Raw genomic sequence first — 17,071 nt, 5'->3', positions numbered from 1 at the left:
ATTTATACCTAATGGCAGGGATAATAGCATAGCTTTTTTATTTAATTGTAATTTCTATCGCAATTGCTGCATGATCTGAATATCTTATGTCCTCTTCGTCTCTTTTAGGGTCCAAGTGGCTCGCATAATTGTGATAAGTGAGCGAGTTAACACGGGTATTTGGATCTCTTGGTGAAAACTCCTTCGACGCCAAAATATAATCTAATACGTTACCTTCACCATGGTAGTAATGAGTTGGAGGCTTGACTCCCAGCTCAGGCTGGTTGTCTGCAATGGCAAAGCTTTCAAATAACCCAACGCTGCCCAATTGAGAGGATTCACTAATAATGGGAAATTGCTCTGTCATAAATGACAAGGCAGGGCTGGTAATGTGTGCATTGAAGTCGCCCATTACTAATGTTGCCGAATTTTTCTCCCTTTGTGTTTTTAAGGCGTCGTAATACACAATGGACGCTTCTAAAGAACGAGAAATTTGCGACTGCATTGTTCCCACGGTTTGATTGAGCATGACTAAAAAGGGATCTTCTTGGTCTGGATCTCCAAGTAATTGCGCCATTGAATGAATACGCTGAGATTTAAAGTGTACGGCGTAAATTGTTAGCAAACCAAAGCCATCTAGCTCAAAGGTGCACTTGATAGGCGTGCGATTAAATTTAAAGTGCGCGAGGTTATTTAAATATTCCAATAACTCATGACAAGGTTCGAGTGGTTTGCATTGCTTAAATGGTATTTTTGAAGCGATGGCGACCACCGGATTAAATAGCACATTAGAGTAAACGGCATCCGGTTTGGGTGAGTCAACTGTTGCAAAGTAACTTAGGCCCAAGTCCTCGCAAAGTGAGGCTAATACATCAGGGTTGAACACCTCTTGGAATACGATGACTGTTGGGTCAATGTGCTGGATCAGGCCTGTAATGAATTGCGTTTTTGTGGCCCATTGAGTGTCATTATAGGTTTCCTCTGGTTGATAAAAAGCATAAGGAGGCGATGCAAAATTCAAAAGATTGAAAGACGCAAATTTGAAAGTTTTTCGCTGCTCCATAAAAATCCCTCTGCTTTCCATTAATAATGACTATTTAATCTTAGTCTTTTCCTTGCAACTCGTCACGCATCAGGTCACAATAGCCGCAGGATTGAAAGACCCCAGTCAAATTTAGCATATCACTGAATAACCAATGCTTATTCGTAAAAGCGTTGATGGGCAACACTAACACTTAAAATTGATAATAGATACATGTGACGCGGCGTAGGTGTCACCACTGTAAATAGGATTAAAAATGCCAGTAATTACTCTTCCTGACGGCAGTCAGCGTATTTTCGAAAACCCTGTTTCTACTCTTGATGTTGCTAAAGACATCGGCCCTGGTCTTGCTAAAGCGACCATTGCTGGCCGCGTAAATGGCGAGCGTGTAGATGCATGTGACATCATTGAACAAGATGCGAATCTTGAAATTATTACCGCAAAAGATGAAGACGGATTAGAGATCATTCGTCACTCATGTGCGCACTTAATTGGCCACGCGGTAAAGCAGCTTTTCCCAGAAGCTAAAATGGCGATAGGTCCAACCATCGATAATGGATTCTACTATGACATCGACATGGAGCATTCATTAACTCAAGAAGATCTTGATGCAATTGAAAAGCGTATGTTGCAGCTAGCTAAAACAAATTATGATGTTGTTAAAAAGAAAGTAAGCTGGCAAGAAGCGAGAGACACGTTTGAATCTCGTGGTGAAACTTACAAGATGGAAATTCTTGACGAAAACGTTGCTAAAGATGATCGTCCAGGCCTATACCATCACGAAGAATACATTGATATGTGTCGCGGTCCTCACGTGCCGAACATGAAGTTCTGTCAACACTTCAAAATTATGAAGGTTGCAGGCGCATATTGGCGTGGTAATGCAGACAACAAAATGCTCCAGCGTATCTACGGTACTGCTTGGGCAGATAAAAAGCAGTTAAAAGCATACCTTAAGCGTTTAGAAGAAGCTGAAAAACGTGACCACCGTAAAATTGGTAAAGCATTAGATTTATGGCACTGGCAAGAAGAAGCGCCAGGCATGGTATTTTGGCACAACGATGGTTGGAGCATCTACCGTGAGCTAGAAGACTTTGTGCGTGAAAAATTGCGTGAATACGACTACGAAGAAGTAAAAGGTCCATTGATGATGGACAGAGGACTTTGGGAAAAGTCTGGTCACTGGGATAAGTATTCAGATGCAATGTTCACGACTGAATCTGAGAAGCGTGAATATGCAATCAAACCAATGAACTGCCCAGGTCACGTACAAATCTTCAATCAAGGCTTGAAATCATACCGTGATTTACCACTGCGTATGGCTGAGTTCGGTTGTTGTCACCGTAATGAGCCGTCAGGCGCTCTACACGGCCTAATGCGTGTCCGTGGATTTACTCAAGATGACGCCCATGTATTCTGTACAGAAGAGCAGATCATGGATGAAGTTTCATCTTGTATTAAAATGGTCTACGATACGTATGAAACATTTGGTTTTGAAAAGATAGTTGTAAAACTGTCTACTCGCCCTGAAAAGCGTATTGGTGAAGACGAAATGTGGGACAAAGCTGAAGCTGCACTTGCTGAAGCGCTTAAGTCTAACGACATTGAGTTTGAATACCTGCCGGGAGAAGGTGCGTTCTATGGACCTAAGATTGAGTTCACGTTGTACGATTGCCTAGAGCGAGCTTGGCAATGTGGTACAGTACAGCTAGACTTTGCGTTACCGGGTCGTTTGGGCGCGACATATGTCGCTGAAAACAACGAGCGTAAAACGCCTGTTATGATCCATCGCGCAATTTTAGGTTCGATTGAACGTTTCATCGGTATTTTAACCGAAGAGTATGCTGGTTTCTTCCCAACATGGTTAGCACCAAAACAGGTTGTGATCATGAATATCACGGATAAACAGGCAGATTATGTCCAAGAAGTTGTGCAAAAACTAAATAAACTTGGAATAAGAGCTTGTGCTGACTTGAGAAATGAGAAGATTGGCTTTAAAATTCGCGAGCATACTTTAAAACGTATACCTTATTTACTTGTTGTTGGCGATAAAGAAGTCGAACAACAAGAGCTAGCAGTAAGAACGCGCAAGGGTGAAGACCTTGGCAAATTCTCTGTAGATGATTTTGTTGCTAAAATTAGCGAAGAAATCAAAAACAGAGTTTAATTTTTGAAACCCGTGCGGCAAACATATTTACAACAGTGCCGCACGTTTAATTTTGGATTTTTTGGAGGAACGTACCATTAGAGGCGGCAAAAAAGGGCAAACTACTGCTCAAAAGAATCGTATCAATGATGAAATCACAGCGAAAGAAGTTCGCTTAATCGATGCTGAAGGTGAGCAAGCGGGCATTGTCTCTACGAGAGATGCGCTAGCGCAAGCAGAAAACGCAGGTTTAGACCTTGTTGAAATCAGTCCAAACGCTGAGCCACCAGTGGCGAAGGTAATGGACTATGGTAAGTTCGTTTTTGAAAAAGCAAAATTACAAAAAGAACAGAAGAAAAAGCAAAAACAGATCCAGGTTAAAGAGATTAAATTCCGCCCTGGTACTGACGAAGGTGACTATCAAGTTAAACTTCGTAACTTGCGCAAGTTCTTAGAAGGTGGCGACAAGGCGAAAATCACCATCCGTTTCCGTGGTCGTGAAATGGCTCACCAAGAAATCGCAATCAGCATGCTTAACCGCTTAAAAGCAGATTTGGAAGAGATTGCTCAAGTTGAATCTTTCCCGAATCGTGTTGAAGGTCGTCAGATGGTTATGATGATGGCACCTATTGCAAAAAAAGCATAAGTCAGGCATAATTCGCACCGATTTTTGAAAGAATTTAACACGGGTATTGAAAGTACTCAGGTTTTTAATCTGAAGTCACCTGTGTTGACCGGTAGTAAGTAAGCTGTTTGTTTACATTCAGCTTCGCCGGAATAGGGTGTAAGTTGGGCCTTAAAAGTGATGTTCGCATCCGCCTACTTACATATATTAAACGCAATATCATTTGGAGTTATTGCAATGGCTTACAAGCTAAAAACACACAGAGGTGCTGCAAAGCGCTTCAAAAAGACTGCTTCAGGCGGTTACAAGCGTAAACAGTCGCATCTTCGTCACATTCTGACTAAGAAGTCATCTAAGCGTAAACTACACCTACGTGCTAAGTCTATGGTTCATAAGAATGACCTAGGCCTTATCGATCGTATGTTACCATTCGCTTAATAGAGGATATCAGAAATGGCAAGAGTTAAACGCGGTGTTATCGCACGTGCACGTCACAAAAAAGTATTAAAGCAAGCTAAAGGTTACTACGGAGCACGTTCACGTGTTTACCGCGTAGCGTTCCAAGCTGTAACTAAAGCTGGTCAATATGCATACCGTGACCGTCGCGCTAAGAAACGTACTTTCCGTCAACTATGGATTGCACGTATCAATGCTGCAGCACGTCAAAACGGCCTATCTTACAGCCGCTTCATTAACGGCCTTAAAAAGTCGTCAATTGAAATCGATCGTAAGATCCTAGCTGATATCGCAGTATATGACCAAGTAGCTTTCACTGCTCTAGTAGAGAAAGCAAAAGAAGGTCTTGCAGCTTAATTTATTAATTAAGTATAGCGATGTTTAAAAGGAGCCTGTGGCTCCTTTTTTAGTGTTTACCTATCCAGTTCAGTCTGTCCCACAGGCTTGGTTTTCTTCACGCTATCATCAGCGATTCTTTAGTAATAATTTGTCTAACCAGCGTGAACTTAAAATGCGTTTTAAGTAACCCATCAAATAAGTTGGAAACGTCACATAATATCTAGCTTTTGCTTTTGGCGACTCAATCGCATGTAGAAGTTTGTCGTAGACCGCTTCTGGGCCGAGCGTGAATTTCTGCGGCGCTGTTTGGGCTTTGAGCCTAGTTAATTGTGCTTGATATTCATCTTTATGATAACTGGATTCAATATCGATATGTTGTTCAAATGCTTGGCGAGCATTTTTTCTAAAATCAGATAAAATTGGTCCTGGCTCAATGAGACTAATTTGTACATTGGTGTCTGAAAGCTCCATTCTGAGCGTGTCAGTAAGTCCTTCGAGTGCAAATTTGCTGGCGTTGTATGCACCGCGATAAGGCAATGCCACTAAGCCAAGCACAGAAGAGTTTTGAATGATTCTACCTTGCCCTTGCGCTCTCATATGTGCGACAGCAAGACGGGTTAGGGTATGCCATCCAAAAAAATTAACTTCAAATTGTTGTCTTAGCACATCCGTTGGCAAGTCTTCGACCGCGCCGGGTTGACCATATGCGCCGTTATTAAAGAGCACATCGAGTTTTCCGTCACATAAGTCAAGTGCTTGTTGGAAACCTTGGTTTATTGACGTCTCGTCTGATAAGTCGAGCAAGATACAAGGAATCCCGAGTTGTTCAAAGTGCGAGAGGTGCTTTGAGTTTCTCACTGAGGCGATAACCTTGTACCCGGATTTATACAGTGTTTCTGCACAATACAAACCTATGCCTGTAGAGCACCCTGTGATTAAAATACTTTTACTCATTGGTTTTGTTAAACTTTCCTTAAGTTGACCGCGAATTAGTGCGTTTAACTGTGAATTTTTGTTGAATCACCGCACATTGTAAGCTGTTAAATAAAATATTGATATAATCATCTTTATACAAAAAAGACACAAAGAATGTTTATGAGTTTAGGTATTGTTCTGCTTTCCGCAACGCTTAATTTGAATAGTCATCTCCCTCCATTGCAACTTTGGCAAGGTCAAAGTGAGGCTTTGATGCAGCAAGAGGGACCTCTGACAACAGACTTTGAGTTAAGCGGTGGATTAGAGTCCCCGAATTACGAGCAAACAAATGAGTTTTTAAAGCGCTTAGTCGCCTCTAATCCAACGCAGTTCCAGTCGGTCAAGATTGGTGTGAGTGATCAGGGAAGGGACATTAATATGCTATTAGCTGTTGAAGGTAGTCAATTTTCTCCAGCGATGATGAAAAATAATAATAAACCGACACTGCTGATCCAAGCGGGTATTCACGCTGGAGAAATTGACGGTAAAGATGCCATGTTTATGTTACTAAGAGATATTGCTACAGGAAAGCGCCGCGATATCTTAAGTAAAGTGAATATTTTGTTTATTCCAATACTGAACGTAGATGGTCACGAGAGAAGCAGTGAATTTAATCGTATAAATCAACGTGGCCCCGTGACCATGGGCTTCAGAACAAACGCAAAGAACCTAAATTTAAACCGCGATTACACAAAATTAGACACACCAGGTGTGCGTTCGGTATTAAAAGTCATTAATGATTATGCCCCAGCGTTGTACGTAGATGTTCACGTCACAGATGGCGCGGATTATCAGTATGACGTGACCTATGGCTTCAATCCTAGTTTTGCGAGTGAATCTCCAGCAATATCGAAAGTACTAGAAGAGCAATTTACGCCAATTATTGACACAAAGCTGGCAAAAAGTGGACATATACCTGGTCCGCTTGTATTTGTGATGGATAAACGTGATCTTAAGAAAGGTCTTGCTGGCTGGGTAGCATCTCCGAGATTTTCAAATGGGTGGGGTGATATCAAAGGGTTGCCAACTATCTTGGTTGAAAACCACTCATTGAAGCCTTATAAACAGCGTGTACTCGGTACCTATGTATTTATTGATGGTGTGATTGATGCGCTTGCGCAGCAGCATAAAGCATTACATAGCGCCGTGGAAGCTGAAAAACAGTCTTACCCTAAAGAACTTGTTGTCTCAAGGTCTTACAGTCAACAGCCTGATTATATACCTTTCAAAGGAATTAAGTACAAAAGCTTTGAAAGCGCTTTATCAGGACATAAAGAAGTAAAATATCTCGGTGAGCCAATCAATTATGAAAAATTGCCTGTATTTTGGCAGAAGGAAATTAAAACGATTGTGCAAGTCCCAGAGGCGTTTTACATTCCACCACAATATGCTGATTTAGTCGATAAACTAAAGCTACATGGTGTAGAAGTAGAGGCATTGCCAGAAGGGACTTCTCTAGCTGGCCTAACACAGCTAACGGTCGATAATCATAGCTTTGCTAACTCGCCATTTGAAGGGCGCTTTAGAGTAGATGCGACATTCAAATCTAACCTGTTAAATGAAGAAGTTTCTCTTTCTGGGTGGACTAAAGTTTCGACAAAACAAGCGTATTCTGAACTTGTAACACATTTGCTTCATCCAGTAGCGCCTGACTCATTTTTTGCATGGGGAGACTTCCATAGTATTTTCCAGCGTACAGAATATGTTGAAAATTATGCACTTGAGCCATATGCTAGGAAAATGTTAAAAGAGAGCCCTAAGCTTGCTTTGGCATTTGATAAAAAGATCCGCGAAGATAAAAAGTTTGCTAAAAGCGATAAACAAAGGCTTGAATGGTTGTATGAAAAAACACCATACTACGATAAAGCATATTTAAAGTATCCGATTTTAATGTCGTATACGGGGCAGTAACATGAAAGTTTTAACAATACCAGTAACGCCGTTTATGCAAAACTGTCGAGTTATCGCTTGCGAGTCTACAGGAAAAGCTGCCATAGTAGATCCCGGTGGCGATGCCGACAAGATTATTGCAGCTGTCAAGGAATATAACCTTGATGTAGATCTGGTTTTGCTTACACATGGTCACTTGGACCATGTGGGTGTCAGTGAGGAGCTTGCCAAACAGTTTAATGTAGACATCGTTGGTCCTCACATTGATGACACGTTTTGGTTAGAAGGGTTACCTATGCAGGCGCAAATGTTTGGTTTTGCACCGCATAAACCATTTTTTCCCCAACGTTGGTTGAACGAAGGGGATATTGTTGAGCTTGGAGCGTTAAGCTTGCAAGTGAGACATTGTCCGGGCCATACGCCTGGACATGTTGTTTTTTATGAACCTGCAAGTGCGACAGTACTGGTTGGTGATGTGCTGTTTAAAGGTTCGGTGGGGCGTACTGATTTTCCTAAAGGAGATGCCTCACAACTTAAGCACGCTATTGAAACAAAGCTTTTTACCTTGGATGATGAAACCCGGGTATTGAGTGGTCACGGAGAAGATACCACAATAGGGTACGAGAAGCGTAATAACCCATTTATGAGCGGTCGCTTTGGGTAACGCTACGTGAATAGCGTAAAATTTAACATTAAAATATAAAGAAAAATATGTCATTAAATCAAGTTGATCGTCAGATACTAGCGTTGTTACAGCAAGATGCAAGTTTGTCTACTGCAGAAATTGCAGACAAAGTAGGATTATCACAATCTCCTTGTTGGAGACGCATCGCTAAATTGGAGCAAGATGGGTTTATCAAAGGGAAAGTTGCGCTGCTAGACGAAAAGCAACTTGGCTTCGATATGTTAGTGTATGCTCATGTGAAATTGTCAAACCATGGCCGCAGCAACCTTGCAGAATTTGAAAAGTTGATTATGAGCTATGATGAGGTTACTGAGTGTTACACTATGGCAGGTACTATGGACTTTATGCTTAGGATAGTTTCAAAAGGCATAGAAGGATATGAGCTATTTGTTCGTGATAATTTATTAAACCTAGAATATGTACAAGAAGTTCACTCTAATGTGACCATGACATGCGTTAAGCGTTCAACTGCCTTACCAATTATATAGTGTCATACAGACATCTCAATTTAACACTATAATGTATCATGTTTGTTAAAAGCGCTGGATTTTGATAGGATCCAGCGCTTTTCTGTCGTAGTAAAAACACTTGGGGATATAAATGTTTAATCTTATAGGCAAAGCGCCAAGCTCTGCTAAGAACGACGTGCTTTCTGGTTTAACTGTTGCGTTAGCATTGGTACCAGAAGCGGTCGCATTCGCATTTGTTGCACAAGTCGACCCATTGGTTGGTTTGTATGCAGCATTTATCGTTGGATTGATCACGTCGATTTTTGGTGGTCGTCCAGGAATGATTTCAGGTGCAACCGGTGCACTTGCAGTAGTTATGGTAAGCCTTGTGGTTGAACATGGCGTTGAATACCTCTTCGCCACTGTATTATTGATGGGTATTTTGCAGATATTAGCGGGTATATTTAAACTTGGTAAGTTTATCCGAATGGTCCCGCATCCCGTTATGCTTGGCTTTGTTAATGGTTTGGCTATTGTTATTTTCTTAGCGCAATTAGGCCAATTTAAAGTCATGGATGAGTCAGGTACTCTTCAGTGGATGCAAGGCTCAGAGCTGTATATTATGGCGGGTTTGGTTGCTTTAACTATGGCCATTATTCATTTCCTTCCAAAGCTGACAACCGCTGTGCCGTCAAGTTTGGCAGCTATCCTAGTGGTGACGGGTATTGTAATTGGTTTTGATTTAGATGCACGTAATGTACTAGATTACCTAAAAGACATGAGCGGTAATGCAGATGCAACAATTGCGGGTGGTTTCCCCGCATTCCATATCCCAGACGTACCTTGGAACCTTGAAACGCTTAAAATCATCTTCCCATATGCACTTATCTTGGCTGCTATCGGCTTAATAGAATCGCTACTGACATTAACACTGATTGACGAAATCACAGAAACTCGTGGTAACAGTAACCGTGAATGTGTTGGTCAAGGTGCTGCAAACGTAACATGTGGTGTGTTTGGTGCGATGGGTGGTTGTGCGATGATTGGTCAATCTATGATTAACATTAACTCAGGTGGTCGTAGCCGACTATCGGGTATCACAGCGGCATTATTACTACTTGGCTTCATTTTATTTGCGGCGAGCTTAATTGAGATGATCCCACTAGCAGCACTTGTTGGTGTTATGTTTATGGTTGTACTTGGCACATTTGAATGGTCAAGCTTTCGTTTAATGAAGCGTATCCCTAAGAGTGACGCATTTGTGATTGTATTGGTATCTGGTGTGACTGTGATCACGGACCTTGCAATTGCGGTATGTGTGGGTGTGATTGTCTCAGCGCTTGTATTTGCTTGGGAACACGCGAAGCACATTTACACAAATAACTACATTGATGATGAAGGCTCTAAAGTATACGAGTTACACGGCCCATTATTTTTCGGTTCAGTTAAAAACTTCGCAGAATTGTTTGACGTTGCAAACGATCCTGACGATGTGATTGTTGAATTCAAGCATAGCCGTGTTGCGGATCACAGTGCTATTGAAGCCGTTGATGCGCTAGCTGAAAAATACACTAAAGCAGGAAAAAAACTTCACTTACGTCACTTAAGTGAGGACTGCAAGCAGCTACTTGATAACGCATCGGACTTAGTTGAAATCAACGTAATTGAAGACCCTAAATACAAGGTGGCTTCAGACAAGCTAGCCTAAGTATTAATTAATTAGACAAGCCCGCTCGATGCGGGCTTTTTTTATCACACTACTAGTTCGGTATTTTACCCATTAGGTGACGGCTACCAATACACGTATACATGTTTGCAGCAATGATCTAAAGTAGCCTGTAATTAAATCTTAAAAGCACAAACCATGAAAACAAAACTTGTACTCTCCATACTTGCTATAACATGTTTACTCAGTGGCAATGCCATTGCTGATAGTAATACAGTGACGGTAAAAACTTTAACAAAAACATCGCAAAGCTGGGATGGCACACCTCTACCATCATATCCTCTAGGTAAGCCGGAAATTACATTGCTGGATATTCATATTCCAGCAGGTACTGAGCTGCCGTTGCATCTTCACCCAGTCATTAACGCCGGGGTTGTGTTATCGGGAGAGTTACATGTTACTAAGCAAAGTGGTGAACAGCTCATTCTGAAATCAGGAGAGCCTATTGTTGAGCTTGTAAACCAGTGGCATAAGGGCAAAGCGGTGGGGAAAGAGGATGTACGCATCATAGTGTTTTATGCCGGTGAGCAGGGAAAAGATATTACGGTGAAAAAACACTAACGATACTCTTTGATAAGCGAAGCACTTATACCACTGATAAGTGCTGAGTGTGCTCAACTAAATACTCATAAAGTGCACGTATTTTTGCATTTTGCTTGAGATCTTTGTGGTAGGTATACCAGAGTGCGCCAACGTTCTCTTTACAAAGGGGCGGGCAGTCATCCAATCTTACTAAATTTGAATGTTTAATGGCGTCATTCTCAGATAGCGGACCTATGCCCATACCGCTGACAACAGCCGATTGTATATCCGAAAATTGATTGCTGGTGTACACAATGCTGTCGTTTTTTAAGCGTTTGATCACTTGGTTGATAAACGGAATATGGTGCTTTGAACTATCGGGCATTAGCCAATGGAATTGATTAAACTCATCTTCGTTTTGCGGTAAGCCATATTCTGTCATATATTCTTTTGATGCAAAGTAAGACATTTTTAATGAGATCACATGTTTTGCAATTAAATCAGGCTCTTTTGGCTCAGGGCCTGCCCGTAATGACACATGAATATTGCCACTTTGGGGTGGGATCACTTCATCGGTGGCCAGTAACTCTATCCTGACTTTTGGGTATTGCTTTCTAAACTGTTGCATTGCTGGTGCTAACAGGGGAGAGTATGAAGTCACGGTTGTGATGCGAATTTTACCACTAAAATCTTGTTGAATGCTCTGGAGAGTGTCTTCCAAAGAGATAAACTGGGTGTTTAGTTCTTCGAGAGTTTCACTCATTATCTGGCCAGCATCCGTAAGCTGGTATCCTCTTTGATGGCGGATAAACAAAGTCACATTGAGTGCGTCTTCCAAACGATTGATATGTCGCAATACGGTGGTATGGTTACACTTTAAAATAGTCGCAGCTTTTGCAAGCGAGCCTGCCTTTGCAACTGTATGGGCAACTTTAAAATCGTCCCAATTCAATTTCTGCATAAATATAATATTTTTCACTTCGTCTAGATTTTGAGTATATATTTTTTTGCACAATAGTTCTTTAGTTTGTGCACTACTCAATGTCACTTATGCGCGGTAATCTAGTCTCAGTTTTTTAAAGGTGTGGGTTTCATATGCTAAAAAATAGCGTTCAGGGTTATGGTTGGGTAAGCATCGCTGTGCATTGGCTTATGGCTATGGCCATCTTTTTCATGTTTGGTCTTGGATTGTACATGGTCGAGTTAACCTATTATGACGCTTGGTATAAGGGGTCATTAGATTTACATAAATCACTGGGCATCGTATTGATGGGCGTGTGGTTATTTAGAGTGGCGTGGCGACAGCTAAATACAAAACCAAAAGCGTTACCTGGACCGAAGTTAGAACAGATTGCTGCGAGAGTAGGACATCAGCTTTTATATGTGTTGATGTTGCTTCTTTTACTCAGTGGTTATTTTATCTCAACCGCAGATGGTAGGCCGATAAGTGTATTTGAGCTATTTGAAATCCCAGCAGTGCCTTGGTCTTTTGACAACCAAGAAGACATTGTAGGCGATATACATTTTTGGCTTGCATGGAGTTTGATCGGATTTGTGCTTGTGCACATGTTAGCAGCACTGAAACATCAATTTATCAATAAAGACGGCGGCTTAAGTCGTATTTTAAAAGTATCAAAATAACGTATTTTAATTTATTTATAGATTATTTAAGGGCAAATTATGAAAAAGGGTATCGTGAGTGCGGTGTTAGCAACAGGCTTATTAATGGCTGGAACAGCAAGCGCTGCCGAGTACAAAGTAGATAAAGCCGGTGCACATGCATTCATTAACTTTAAAATTAAGCACCTAGGTTACAGTTGGCTAACAGGTCGGTTCAATGATTTTGATGGTAAATTTAGCTATGACAAAAACAAGCCTAATGAGTCTAAAATCGATATTGTGATCAACACAGCCAGTATTGACTCAAACCACGCTGAGCGCGATAAACACTTACGTGGGAAAGACTTTTTGAACGTAAAGAAGTTCCCACAAGCAACATTTGAAAGTACCAAGTATGAGCAAGTAAACGACAAAGAAGCCAAGCTTACAGGCTTGCTAGAGCTGAACGGTGTAAAAAGAACGATTACATTCCCAGTTGAAAAAATTGGCGAAGGTCAAGATCCTTGGGGTGGTTACCGTGTTGGTTTTTCTGGTGAAACATCTTTAAAACTGAAAGACTTTGGTATCGACTATAACTTAGGTCCTGCATCGACACACGTCACGCTTGAATTACACATTGAAGGTATTCGCCTTTAAATCTAAATTAAGTCTATTGGTTAAATTAGGTCTGTTGATTTAGGCGAGTAGTTACAATTCAGTCCCAAGAATGATAAAGCCTCAGCAAGTGAAGTAGCCCCCAATAGTTGGACATTCTAATTAGTGGGGGCTTTTTTGTATGTTTTCACAGGGGAGTGTGATTTTAATAATAAATTGTTTATTAATACAATTGTGGAGTTCAAAGACAGTTCAACGAGGAGAAATAAGGTCATGGATATCATCTAAAGAGTTTATAACTTGACTCTATTGTGGGTATTGGATGCTTTTGAGCTAGTGTGTGGCTCGAACAAGTCGACTCATCATTTTTAGGCTGTTCTGATAATGGCGTTGTGGTTTTTGATGTGTATTTGATTGCAACAAGGATAAAAAAGGGGGCCTCACAACAGGTTCCAAATAAGTTAGCGTTTTTAAAGTATGCCTGTCTAACTTCCTGAATTATGACGACTCACATAGAGGAGCCCTAAGTTTTAAAATTGGCAAGTTGAAAGTTGAATTTACATTTTTTGCACATCCATGCATTTGCTAAATATTATATTTATTGCGTTGGGGTAAATGGGGGGAATATTAGTTCCTATTTAACTTCTAATTTTAGAAATTAATATGTATGTTTTAAACTGTATGGTATTTAATGAACTTTCTTTGTTTTTTAAAATTTTTGCTAGTATTTTAAGGTTGTACATAAGGTGTTGGTGTTTGTTTTACATTAATTTCCAGGTTGGATAAAATAAGTGAGATTAAAGCGTTTTCTTTTATGTTTTAATAAATATATTTACAATAAAAAATTTGAAGTAGGACCTGGAAGCATGTTTGCAAGGTTATTAACAATTACAGCAGCACTCGTATCGTTAAATGGTTGTGTATCTCACGTATATCAGCCATACAATATTCTAAGTGGAGGCTTTTCGGAAAAAAAAGTGAGTGAGAAGCACTATTCAGTTCAATATAAAGGGAATTCGAATTTAAAGCTCCAAAAGACACTCGATTTTACTTTGTTACGTGCCGCGGTTATAGCGCATAAATCAGGTGCGCCAAGCTTTATGTCTAGTCAAGTCAATGCAAAAACGACTTATGTTCATGATCAATATGGCACCTCAGAAATCACAGATGCAACTGTCGATATTGAGTTATTGAGTAAAAATGTCCGTTCGTCTAAATCAGGTTGTTGGATAAAGCCTCCCAAAGCAGAACAAAACCATAGATATCCTAGGTTCATACATGATACGGCTTCATGTATTGATGAGTTGAAAGAAAAGCTAGATTTGACTGATGATCAAATTTACAGGGAAGAGTAAAAGCTGAGCTCTAAAGTAATATAATAATATGGAATAGTAATATGGATTATGCACAATTTTTTGGTAAGGAGAGAAATTTGAGATTTTCAGATAAGTAAATGGTTAGTGCACTAATTGAATTAAGGGAAAATGAAAAACCTGTCTATGGCTTTTGTGCAGCATTTTTTCTTTGATCCCAGCGGTTTCTATTTGCAGAAATTGAAGGTGCACTTTTTATAATGCCAGCAATTCCTCCAGCGATGGTTGGTTTTGCAGCTAGATTTGTTGTTCGTAGTTACAAAATCGTTTACCTGTTGGGTGCTTCGGTGGTTTAGTTCATTTGGTAGGTTGTCACATGCACAGTTTTACCCCATTTATCTACCTAATGGCACCTTTAGCGTTTGTTATTTCTGCTAGTGTTGCAAAGGTTAAACTTGAAAGGGTTCATATTTGGACATTAGATCAAGAAGAACTGGGAAAAATTAATACGAATAAACCGCTAAACTAGAATAAAATTAAATAAGATCGTTGCCCTTATTAAACATGCAAGTGCACCATATATAAAAACAAGATAGAAATAAGGCACTTCTCAGCTTTGAGTAATATTGAGTAATATGGGACAGACACAAATTGCTTACTCTGGAGTCTAGCCTTTAAGATTTTTTCAATAAAGAGGCTGTAAGCTCTCTAAAAAATGGAAGTATAAACCAAAAGAGGTAAATGGTATCGCAGTAAAAAAAGTTAACCAAAAGGTTCAACTTAACTTTAAATTAGCAAAGGACAAAGCTAAAAGTACGCAATAAGGCATATATGCTTACGCTATTGCGTATTTTATTTTTATCAATTTATAACTGTCTAAGAACAAAGTCATTTGACAGGGTGGTGTAAGCGTTGTTTTTGAAATTTGAATTTGACGTAGATTATAACTAGAGATAATGCTATGAAAGGTTTATATAACGTTGGCTTTGGTTTGTATATAAGAGCATTTTAACAACACACAAAGATTAGACAAATGAAACCAGTCTTAAAGAAAGCAAAATTAAAAAAGCTGGTCGTAGTAACAGACGCACATTTATCCCCAAAGGATACAAAAAAGGTCGCAGGAGGGGAGGGGCTAAAAGGTACCACCTCCACGTCACTCTGATGAGGTTGTGTTAGAACATCAATTATTTTAATAGGAGTATATAGCTGATATTAAGAATCCACCTGTTGGTTTTTTCAATCACTTTCTTTTACTGTTGAGTTTGAAAATTCAGCTGCAGAAAAAGCTGTTTACCGCCTATTACGTTACCAGTGTCAGTTAGGTTAACCCTATACCGCCATTTTTCGAGTGCTAAGGTAGCCTCTTTCTCGAATACCCCTTGTGGTTGTGATTTTAAAACAGTGATATTAGTTGGCTCACCTTGCCTATTTAGATCAAAGGTGAGTTGTACATAGCCATTTATACCTAGTTCAACTGCTTTTTCAGGGTGTTTTGGCGCTACACGATGAGTTAAAGTTGGTGAATTAGCTTCGTTTTGTTTTTCGTTATTAATCTTGCTTAGGTATTGGTCAAAATGATGCTGTTGGGTGATTTCCATATAGTCATAATATTTAAGGATATGGCTCTTCGCAGTATCATAGTAACCCAGAGAAAAGCTAAGTTCAGCTAAGTTGCGCAAAGTTGTCTTATACTCATTCGGATTTAGGTCGGCGTTTTTGGCAGCATGCTCAAAGTATATTAAAGCTTCTTTTTTCATATCACTCTTCAAGTAAAGTGAGCCAATGTAGTAGTTAATTAACGCTTTGTCATATGCATGTTGGGTTTCTATCTTTTTAAGTGCGTTTACTGCATCTAGGTTACTGTCTATTCCTAATGCCTCGATAACTTGACTACCATTATCTAGACCTAGAGTGGATATAAGTCGTTTGTTATGACAAGAAACATTTAATTTTATTTTACTGCATTCTTTAAATTCAATGTTCTTTTCTACTATTGGTGTACTCGTCACACAACCAAATAAAGCAGATAATAGAGCAATGGGATAGATTGTTTTTTTCATAATTTAGTAAATTTTGTTATTTATATTTAAATTATATAATAAAATGTTTTTAATATTCAAACGTAATTTAATCTACAGTTGGTAGAGAGGTAAAGAATATAAATATGTTAATCTAGAGCTATATTCGACAGATGTACAATTGCGAAATATAGAAAGGCTTCAGGGTATTAACATCTTTGTACCATGGTGTTTTTCGTATTTTTTTGTGCTAAGGGGTAGGCTAATAATTAACCTCAGAGGTGGGTTAAGTAACAAAGTCATTCTATCCATTTCATTTGAATAAAAGTAACTGCGTTATAATCATTCATGGGAAAGTACGTCATTTTTAGGTTGTCTATGGTTAAATTAGGAACACTGATTTTAATCGGCCTCAACTACTTTTCCTATATTTCCCGACTTTAAGTCAAGCTGTTTTCCAAGTAGTAATATGGGACATATGGAGAGGGACATATGGGAGGGACATATGGGAGGGACATATGGGAGGGACATATGGGACAGACACAGTAGCAATATGAGATAGCAATATTAGACAAGCAATATTAGACAGGCACAAATTGTTTGCTTAAAGCGAGTTACTTAACTACTGTTTAAATATCCAGTTTAAACTCGAGTTTAAAGAAATGACTAGAGCAAGGAAAGCACTTATC

Annotated in this window: 16 protein-coding genes; 12 read left to right on the top strand and 4 right to left on the bottom strand. The window is 39.7% G+C overall.

Annotation, left to right across the window (positions count from 1 at the left end; translation table 11 throughout):
- Positions 1-37: 37 nt before the first annotated feature.
- The gene (locus tag N473_RS14385; protein WP_063368557.1) at positions 38-1,042 is read right to left on the bottom strand and encodes an endonuclease/exonuclease/phosphatase family protein; all 1,005 of its coding nucleotides are present in this window, start codon (positions 1,040-1,042) and stop codon (positions 38-40) included.
- 235 nt (positions 1,043-1,277) lie between these two features.
- Here N473_RS14385 and thrS point away from each other — a divergent pair, with 235 nt between their 5' ends.
- The 4 genes from thrS to rplT all read left to right on the top strand — a co-directional run bounded on the left by thrS (position 1,278) and on the right by rplT (position 4,605).
- Positions 1,278-3,188 (top strand): threonine--tRNA ligase, encoded by a 1,911-nt coding sequence (thrS, locus tag N473_RS14380; protein WP_039609951.1) that lies wholly within the window; start codon positions 1,278-1,280, stop codon positions 3,186-3,188.
- Positions 3,189-3,249: 61 nt separating this feature from the next.
- Complete coding sequence (gene infC / locus N473_RS14375; protein ID WP_080760236.1) at positions 3,250-3,813, top strand: translation initiation factor IF-3; 564 nt, start codon at positions 3,250-3,252, stop codon at positions 3,811-3,813.
- 216 nt (positions 3,814-4,029) lie between these two features.
- Positions 4,030-4,230: a 50S ribosomal protein L35 gene (rpmI, locus tag N473_RS14370; protein WP_023398350.1), complete on the top strand. Its 201-nt coding sequence runs from the start codon at positions 4,030-4,032 to the stop codon at positions 4,228-4,230.
- 15 nt (positions 4,231-4,245) lie between these two features.
- The gene (gene rplT / locus N473_RS14365) at positions 4,246-4,605 is read left to right on the top strand and encodes a 50S ribosomal protein L20 (protein WP_023398349.1); all 360 of its coding nucleotides are present in this window, start codon (positions 4,246-4,248) and stop codon (positions 4,603-4,605) included.
- A 108-nt stretch (positions 4,606-4,713) separates the two neighbouring features.
- On the opposite strand, the gene N473_RS14360 is transcribed toward rplT, so the two are convergent.
- The gene (locus tag N473_RS14360; protein ID WP_039609952.1) at positions 4,714-5,541 is read right to left on the bottom strand and encodes an SDR family oxidoreductase; all 828 of its coding nucleotides are present in this window, start codon (positions 5,539-5,541) and stop codon (positions 4,714-4,716) included.
- 141 nt (positions 5,542-5,682) lie between these two features.
- Here N473_RS14360 and N473_RS14355 point away from each other — a divergent pair, with 141 nt between their 5' ends.
- The 5 genes from N473_RS14355 to N473_RS14335 all read left to right on the top strand — a co-directional run bounded on the left by N473_RS14355 (position 5,683) and on the right by N473_RS14335 (position 10,873).
- Positions 5,683-7,473: a M14 family metallopeptidase gene (locus N473_RS14355; RefSeq protein WP_419555155.1), complete on the top strand. Its 1,791-nt coding sequence runs from the start codon at positions 5,683-5,685 to the stop codon at positions 7,471-7,473.
- Between the two features lies 1 nt (position 7,474).
- The gene (locus N473_RS14350; RefSeq protein ID WP_063368513.1) at positions 7,475-8,116 is read left to right on the top strand and encodes an MBL fold metallo-hydrolase; all 642 of its coding nucleotides are present in this window, start codon (positions 7,475-7,477) and stop codon (positions 8,114-8,116) included.
- A 47-nt stretch (positions 8,117-8,163) separates the two neighbouring features.
- Entirely contained in the window at positions 8,164-8,625 is a 462-nt protein-coding gene (locus tag N473_RS14345; protein WP_023398345.1) for an Lrp/AsnC family transcriptional regulator, read from the top strand.
- 112 nt (positions 8,626-8,737) lie between these two features.
- Positions 8,738-10,294 (top strand): SulP family inorganic anion transporter, encoded by a 1,557-nt coding sequence (locus tag N473_RS14340; RefSeq protein WP_063368512.1) that lies wholly within the window; start codon positions 8,738-8,740, stop codon positions 10,292-10,294.
- 156 nt (positions 10,295-10,450) lie between these two features.
- Positions 10,451-10,873, top strand: coding sequence for a cupin domain-containing protein (locus tag N473_RS14335; protein ID WP_063368511.1), 423 nt, complete (start codon positions 10,451-10,453; stop codon positions 10,871-10,873).
- Between the two features lie 25 nt (positions 10,874-10,898).
- Here the strand turns inward: N473_RS14335 and N473_RS14330 are convergent, their stop codons facing one another.
- The gene (locus tag N473_RS14330) at positions 10,899-11,795 is read right to left on the bottom strand and encodes a LysR family transcriptional regulator (RefSeq protein WP_063368556.1); all 897 of its coding nucleotides are present in this window, start codon (positions 11,793-11,795) and stop codon (positions 10,899-10,901) included.
- Positions 11,796-11,929: 134 nt separating this feature from the next.
- On the opposite strand from N473_RS14330, the gene N473_RS14325 reads away from it, so the two are divergent.
- The 3 genes from N473_RS14325 to N473_RS14315 all read left to right on the top strand — a co-directional run bounded on the left by N473_RS14325 (position 11,930) and on the right by N473_RS14315 (position 14,403).
- Complete coding sequence (locus tag N473_RS14325) at positions 11,930-12,475, top strand: cytochrome b (RefSeq protein ID WP_063368510.1); 546 nt, start codon at positions 11,930-11,932, stop codon at positions 12,473-12,475.
- 39 nt (positions 12,476-12,514) lie between these two features.
- On the top strand, positions 12,515-13,090 hold the full coding sequence (locus tag N473_RS14320; protein WP_063368509.1) for a YceI family protein: 576 nt from the start codon (positions 12,515-12,517) through the stop codon (positions 13,088-13,090).
- Positions 13,091-13,914: 824 nt separating this feature from the next.
- A complete protein-coding gene (locus N473_RS14315) occupies positions 13,915-14,403 on the top strand; it encodes a CC0125/CC1285 family lipoprotein (RefSeq protein ID WP_063368508.1) in 489 nt (162 codons plus the stop codon).
- A gap of 1,211 nt (positions 14,404-15,614) precedes the next feature.
- On the opposite strand, the gene N473_RS14310 is transcribed toward N473_RS14315, so the two are convergent.
- On the bottom strand, positions 15,615-16,424 hold the full coding sequence (locus N473_RS14310; protein WP_063368507.1) for an energy transducer TonB: 810 nt from the start codon (positions 16,422-16,424) through the stop codon (positions 15,615-15,617).
- Between the last annotated feature and the right edge of the window lie 647 nt (positions 16,425-17,071).

This window comes from Pseudoalteromonas luteoviolacea CPMOR-1, assembly GCF_001625685.1.
In the GTDB taxonomy this organism is placed as follows: domain Bacteria; phylum Pseudomonadota; class Gammaproteobacteria; order Enterobacterales; family Alteromonadaceae; genus Pseudoalteromonas; species Pseudoalteromonas luteoviolacea_K.
Note: the sequence above shows the minus strand (reverse complement) of the source record. Positions and strands in the feature narration are given on the sequence as shown.